We start from the raw sequence: 6,785 nt of genomic DNA on the forward strand, positions 1-6,785 counted from the left end.
GCTCTTGCTCGGCGCCGGCGCGACGGTGCGCACGAAGATCTTCTGGCCTTGGGCGGTCTGTTCGGTCAGGGCGGCCTCGGCCGCGCCGCGGCTCCACAGCACCCGCACGGCGCCGATGACGAGGATCACGCCGAACACGAGGCCGAACAGCACCGCCGTGCGCCACACCGCGCGGCGCTTCGGGAAATGCATAGCCCCGTCTTCATTGCGGATGCCAAGGGATTGATGGGTGTCTTTCGTCATGGCGCATGGGCTCTGCGGCGGAAGGAATGCGCGCCGGCGAAGACCAGCGGCACGAAAAGCAGGGTCGAGAAAGTTGCGAAAACAAGGCCGCCGATCACCGCGCGGCCCAAAGGCGCGTTCTGCTCGGCGCCTTCGCCGAGGCCGAGCGCCATGGGAATCATGCCAACGATCATGGCGAAGGCGGTCATAAGCACGGGACGGATACGGGTCGCGCCGGCTTCGAGCGCCGCCGCCAGCGGCGGTTCGCCATGGGCGAGCCTTTCACGGGCGAAGGCGACCATCAGCACCGAATTGGCGGTGGCGACGCCCGTGGTCATGATCGCGCCGGTGAGGGCCGGCACCGAAAGCGGCGTTCCGGTGAGAAACAGCATCCAGCCGATGCCGGCGAGCGCGGCGGGCAAGGCGCTGATGATGATGAGCGGATCGAGCAGCGACTGGAAATTGACCACCAGCAGCAGGTAGACGAGCACGATGGCGACCAGCACGCCGGCTCCCAGCCCGATATAGGAGGTCTGCATGGTGGCGACCTGTCCGCGCACCGCGATTTCGGAGCCGCGCGGCAGAGAGGGACGCATGTCGTCGACGAGCTTCTGGATGTCGCGCGAAACCCCGCCGAGATCGCGGCCCTCGACGCTGACATAGAGATCGATCACCGGGCGCAGGTTGAAATGCGACACGATGGCCGCCTCGACGCCCGGATCGACCGTGGCGAGATTGCCGAGCAATTGCGGCGCGCCGCCGGCGCCGGCGTTGATCGGCGTGCTCAGGATGTCGTCGACGGAATTGATGCGATATTGCGGCGTCTGGGCGGTGATGTTGTATGAGATCCCGTTCTTCGGGCTAAGCCAGAAGGTCGGCGTGGTCTGGGCGCTGCCCGACAGCGAGATCAGCACGTTCTGCGCGACGCTCGAGGCGTTGAGATTGAGTTGCTGCAGCCGGGTGCGGTCCATGGTCAGCCTCAGCGAGGGCAAATCGAGCCTTTGCAGGATATGGACGTCGACGGCGCCTGGAATTTTCTTGACCTCGTCCGCGAGCTTGGCCAGCCGCGCGAAGCTGTCGTTGGCATTGGCGCCGACCAGCTGGACGTTGATCGCTGCCGGCTGGCCGAAATTGAGGATCTGGGTGATGATGTCGGCTGGCTGGAAGAAGAATTCAAGGCCGGGGAAACGCTCGGGCAAGGTCTTGCGCAGCCTGTCGATATAGACGCGGGCGGGACGATGCTCGGGCGACAGCGCGATCATGATTTCGGCGTCGAGCGTGCCGATGGTGCCGGCATTGCTATAGGACAGGTTGATGCCGGAATAGGGCAGGCCGATATTGTCGACGATGCTGACGAGTTCCTCGGTAGGAATCTGCGTGCGGATGAAGGAATCGACCTCGTCGGCGATCCGTGCGGTCTCCTCGATGCGGGTGCCGGTCGGCGCGCGCATGTGCAGACGGATGCTGGTGGAGTCGACGGCCGGGAAGAAATCGCGGCCAAGGGTCGTATAAAGGCCGAGCGAGGCCGCCCAGAAGGCGAAAAAGGCGAGGCCGACCATCTTTCGACGCGTGAGCAGCATGCTGAGCAGGACAACGTAAAGCCCACGCAGTTTCTCGAAACCCGCATTGAAACCGTGGTGAATGCGGTCGAATACGTTTTTCGGGCCGTGCGACTCCTCGGGCGTCCTCAGCAGCAGCAGCGCCATGGTCGGAACCAGCGTTCGCGACAGTATATAGGAAGCGAGCATGGCGAAGACCACGGCTTCCGCCAGCGGCACGAACAGAAATTTCGACACGCCGGTCAGGAAGAACATCGGCGTGAAGACGATGCAGATGCAGAGCGTCGAGACCAGAGCGGGAAGCGCGATCTCGCCGGCGCCCTCGTAGATCGCGTCATAGGCCGGCTTGCCCATGTGGAGGTGGCGCTCGATGTTCTCGATCGTCACCGTCGCATCGTCGACCAGAATGCCGACCGCCAGCGCCAGGCCGCCGAGCGTCATGATATTGATGGTCTGGCCGATGAAATCCAGCACCACCAGCGAGGACAGGATCGACAGCGGGATCGACACCGCGATGATCAGGGTCGCGCGCCAATTGCCAAGGAACAGCAGGATCAAGGCAGCCGTCAGGCCGGCGGCGATCAGAGCCTCGTGCAGCACGCCGGAAATGGCGGCGCGAACATAGACCGATTGGTCGAACAGCAGCTTGACGTTGATTTCCTGCGGAATGAGCTTTTGCGCTCGCGGCAGGGTTTCTTTCAGCGTCGAGACGATATTGAGCGTCGAGGCCGAACCCTGCTTGATGACCGACATCAGCACGCCGCGCACGCCGTCGAGGCGCACGACATTGGTCTGGGGCGAGAAGCCGTCGCGGACATGGGCGACCTCGCGCAGATAGGTCACTGCGCCATTGACGGTGCGGACCGGGATATTGTTCAGCTCCTCGACCGAACCCGGCGCGCCATTGAGGCCGACAGCGAATTCGGTCGGCCCGATCTTGGCCGTTCCGGACGGCAGGATCAGGTTCTGCGCGCTGACGGCGTTGACCACGTCCAGCGGCGACAGTCCCTTTGCCAGCATGGCCTGCGTGTCGAGATCGACCGAGATGATGCGCTGCTTGCCGCCGAAGGGATAGGGAATGGCGACGCCGGGAATGGTGACGAGCGGCGGGCGCAGGACGTTGAAACCATTGTCGAACAAAGCCTGTTCGGGCAGCGTCTGGCTCGACAGGGCGAGCTGGGTGACAGGAATGGCGGAGGCGGAATAGGTAATGATGAGCGGCGGCGTCGATCCCGGCGGCAGGCTTTTCAGCATGACCTGCTCGCTCGCCAGCGTCTGGGCGATCGCCGTGCCGATATTGGCGCCGGGCTGGAAGAAGATCTTGATGACGCCGACGCCGTTGTAGGACTGCGACTCGACATGTTCGATATCGCTGACCGTGGTGGTCAGGATACGCTCCGCTGGGCCGATGATGCGAAAGCCCATCTCCTGCGCCGACAACCCGGTATAGTTCCAGATGACGCTGATAACCGGGATATTGATGTCCGGCAGGATGTCCGTCGCCATGGTCAGCAGGACATAGGGCGTCGCCAGAACGATCAGCAGCGCCATGACGATGAAGGTATAGGGGCGCTGAAGCGCTACTCTGACGATCCACATGCGAAAGCCGAGGTCCAGGTGACCGCTGAATCAAAAAAGGGCGGCTCCTTATACCAGCAAGTTCCGCGGTGCAAAAAAGAGAGGCGGTCTCGATGCTTGCGGGAGGGCAGGCGGTCCTTTGCGCGCACGCATCGGTCTCGCGCCGGAAAACGCCACATTGCGGAGAAAATTCTCCCATAAGGCGCGCGCGAGGATTTTTGGGCGTTCTTCCGCCCTGGTGTGGAAGCATTTTCTATGGGGAAAAGGCAGGCCGTCGCGCTCGCCGATCAGCGGGACGCCGGGCGACCGCTGAAACGAGCCGAGAGGGCCTCGACGAAATCGTCAGCCCGGCGTTTCGGGGCGTCGCGGAGGCGGGCAGTGTCCCCCGCCGCTGTGCGAGCCAAGGCGCGCTCGGTTCGATGAAGGCCTATCGCCGCCGGGCGAAAAAGTCGTCCACACGCTCGGGTGGCGCCGTTTCCGGCCGATGGCTTTCCATCGCGCGCTCCCGATTTCGCGGAGCGCGTAGAGCAGAGCGATGGATCTCGGCGAGCGGCCAGATGCAGCGCGCCGGTCTGTCGGTCTCAGCCAAATTTGAACAGGATGCCGTAGCCGCCGCGCGGATAGTTCCAGGTGATGTCGCCGGATTCCTCGCAGAGCACGCGGCAGGTGCCGCATTCGAGGCAGCCGTCGGCGGTCAGCTCGACCTGGCCGGTTTCGGCCAGCGAATAGCAGCCGGCCGGGCACAGATGGGTCATGGCCAGCAGGTTCTGCGACGGCTTTTCATGCGGCTTGACTTGGATATGGGGTTGGCCGGAATCGACCAAATAGCGGTTCTGGAAGAGTTTTTCCTCAACCTTCTGGAACTGGCCTTCGAGTGACATGGACATCTCCCCTTTCGCTGCAGGAAGTTCGGCGGCGCCGATCAGCGCCTTATTTCAACACCAGGCATTACCGCCATGCGCGGGCGAGGCGGAAAGCGTCGCCGATCAGGCCGAACGTGCCGCGCGCCTTGCGGAACCGGCTGACGGTGTCTTTTTCCTTGTCGATCTTCGGCTTGCCGTCGACGCGGACGAAATTCTCCATCGCCTTGGAGACAAGCTGCGGATAGGTCAGGAACAGGTTCTGGGCCTGGGTGTGAAGAAGCTCGGGCATGTCCTTGTACTTCTTCAGGTCCTTCAGGACGAAACTCTCCTCCAGCATTTTCTTGTAGAGCGAGAGATTGGCCGCATTCATCGGCTCGCGCCGCGACTTGATCTGGAAGATCGCCTCGCCGGCGATGCGGCCGGAGGTCATGGCGAGGTTGGAGCCCTCGCGATGGATGGCGTTGTTGAGCTGGCCGGCGTCGCCGCAGATCACCCAGCCGTCGCCATATAATTGCGGAATGGCCTTGTAGCCGCCTTCCGGAATGAGATGGGCGGCATATTCCTTGACCTCGGAGCCGGCGAGCAGCGGCGCGACGGACGGATGGCGCTTGAAAGTGTCGAGCAATTGCGCCGGCGACGTCTCGCTCTGGGCGAAGTCGGACACCAGGCAGCCAATGCCGACCGAAATGCTTTCCTTGTTGGTATAGATGAAGCCCATGCCGGCCATGCCTTCGGAAATGGTTCCGGCGGCCTCGATCACGGCGCCTTCGTCGCCCTTGATGTTGAAGCGGGCTTCGATGACTTCCGGCGGCAGGAAATGCATTTCCTTGACGGCCAGCGCGACATGGGCGGCCTTCGGGCGCGGACGCAGTTCCGAGCGGGTGCCGAGGAGACCGTTGACGCCTTCTGCCAGCACCACGACATCGGCATGGACCGGGCCGCCCGAGCGGTCGGTGCGCACGCCCACCACCTTGCCGTAAGCGTCGCGGATCAGTTCGATTGCCGTGGTCTCGCACAGCAGGATCGCGCCCTGCGCCTGCGCCTGTTTGGCGAACCAGCGGTCGAATTGCGAGCGGATGATGGTGTAGCGGTTCGGCTTCTCCTCGTTGAAGTCGTCGTTCCGGTAATGCATGCCAGTATGCGCTTTGTCGGTCATGAACCAGAAGCGCTGTTCGATCAGCCGGCGCTCCAGCGGCGCCTCATTGCGGAAATCCGGCACGATCTTTTCCAGCATGTCGGCATAGAGAATGCCGCCCTGCACATTCTTGGAGCCGGGATATTCGCCGCGCTCGAGCTGGAGCACCTTGAGACCGCGCGAGGCCATCGTATAGGCCGCCGCATTGCCGGCCATGCCGGCGCCGATGACGATCGCGTCGAATTTTTCGTCGATCATTGTTAGCTCCTCGAGCACATTCCCGAAAACTTGCAGACTTTTCGGATCAGAATATGCGTTGAATAAGGGTTCACCCGGCGAGCCGGTCTTTGGAATGGGGGGAAAGCCGCTTGCGGAACGCCTCGGTGAGGGCGGGCAGGAAGCGGATCGCGTCGGTCACGATGCCGAGATGGGCGAAATCGAAGATCGGCGCGTTCTTGTCGGTATTGATCGCCACGATCAGATCGGCGCCCTCGACGCCGACGCGATGCTGGATCGCGCCCGAAATGCCGGCGGCGATATAGAGCTTCGGCCGGATGGTCTTGCCGGTCTGGCCGATCTGGCGGTCCGAGGTCACCCAACCCTTCTGGATCAGCGGGCGGGAGGCGCCGAATTCGGCGCCGAGCACCGAGGCGAGATTTTTCACGAGCTGGAAATTTTCCGGGCTCTGCAGGCCCATGCCGCCGGCGACGACCACATCGGCGAAGGCCAGGTTCGACTTGTTGGAATCGCGATCCGGCACGAAACTCAGAATCTTCGTGATGATGTCCGATTCCTGCAAGTCGATGGCGAAAGGCACGATGCGGCCTTCGCGTCCGTCCTGACGCTCCGGCATCGCCATGACGCGCGGACGGATGGTCGCCATCTGCGGGCGATAGTTCAGCGTGTAGATGGTGCAGAGCAGGGAGCCGCCGAAGGTCGGGCGGGTCGCGGCGAGCGACTTGTCGTCGTCCACGTTCAATTCGGTGCAATCGGCGGTCAGGCCCGTCAGCAGCGTTGTGGCGACCGAGCCGGCGAGATCGCGGCCGAGCGTGGTCGCGCCGAGCAGCAGGATTTCCGGCTTGTGCGCATTGACCAGCGCCGTCAGCCCCTTGGAATAGGGCTCGTTGCGGTAGTCGGCGAGCACCGGATTTTCGACGATGTAGCAAAGGTCGGCGCCATAGGCGAAGGCTTCCTGCGCGGCGTGCTTCACATCCTCGCCCGGAGGACCCATCACGACGCCGGCCAGTTCGACGCCGAGCTTGTCGGCCAGCTTGCGGCCTTCGCCGAGCAGTTCGAACGACACGGGATGCACGACGCCGCGCTCCATCTCCATGAACACCCAGACGTGCTTGTGATCGCGATATTTCTCCGGCAGCTCCTTCTTCATCGAAGCGCGGCTGCCTGCCGCCTGCGGCGCGGGTTTCTGGT

The 6,785-nt window shown here is 63.2% G+C and carries 5 protein-coding genes; all 5 read right to left on the reverse strand.

Annotated elements, in window-relative coordinates; genetic code table 11:
* Nucleotides 1-243, reverse strand: a 243-nt coding sequence (locus ACE3S9_RS12225) for a hypothetical protein (RefSeq protein ID WP_374546737.1), incomplete at its 3' end; no start/stop codon positions are given.
* A complete protein-coding gene (locus ACE3S9_RS12230; protein WP_374546738.1) occupies nucleotides 240-3,380 on the reverse strand; it encodes an efflux RND transporter permease subunit in 3,141 nt (1,046 codons plus the stop codon). The genes ACE3S9_RS12225 and ACE3S9_RS12230, both read right to left, overlap by 4 nt.
* Nucleotides 3,381-3,940: 560 nt before the next feature.
* Entirely contained in the window at nucleotides 3,941-4,240 is a 300-nt protein-coding gene (locus tag ACE3S9_RS12235) for a ferredoxin family protein (protein WP_374546739.1), read from the reverse strand.
* A gap of 67 nt (nucleotides 4,241-4,307) precedes the next feature.
* On the reverse strand, nucleotides 4,308-5,615 hold the full coding sequence (locus ACE3S9_RS12240) for an FAD-dependent oxidoreductase (protein WP_374546740.1): 1,308 nt from the start codon (nucleotides 5,613-5,615) through the stop codon (nucleotides 4,308-4,310).
* Between the two features lie 70 nt (nucleotides 5,616-5,685).
* Nucleotides 5,686-6,785 (reverse strand): electron transfer flavoprotein subunit alpha/FixB family protein (locus ACE3S9_RS12245; protein ID WP_374546741.1); only part of this gene is annotated, 1,100 nt, incomplete at its 5' end.

The sequence above is a fragment of the Rhodoblastus sp. genome, assembly GCF_041915505.1.
Taxonomy (GTDB): domain Bacteria; phylum Pseudomonadota; class Alphaproteobacteria; order Rhizobiales; family Beijerinckiaceae; genus Rhodoblastus.

Bases quoted from the DNA above. Each gene is read 5' to 3' on its own strand.
- ACE3S9_RS12230 (WP_374546738.1), bottom strand. From the start codon at position 3,380: ATGTGGATCGTCAGAGTAGCGCTTCAGCGCCCCTATACCTTCATCGTC.
- ACE3S9_RS12235 (WP_374546739.1), bottom strand. From the start codon at position 4,240: ATGTCACTCGAAGGCCAGTTCCAGAAGGTTGAGGAAAAACTCTTCCAG.
- ACE3S9_RS12240 (WP_374546740.1), bottom strand. From the start codon at position 5,615: ATGATCGACGAAAAATTCGACGCGATCGTCATCGGCGCCGGCATGGCC.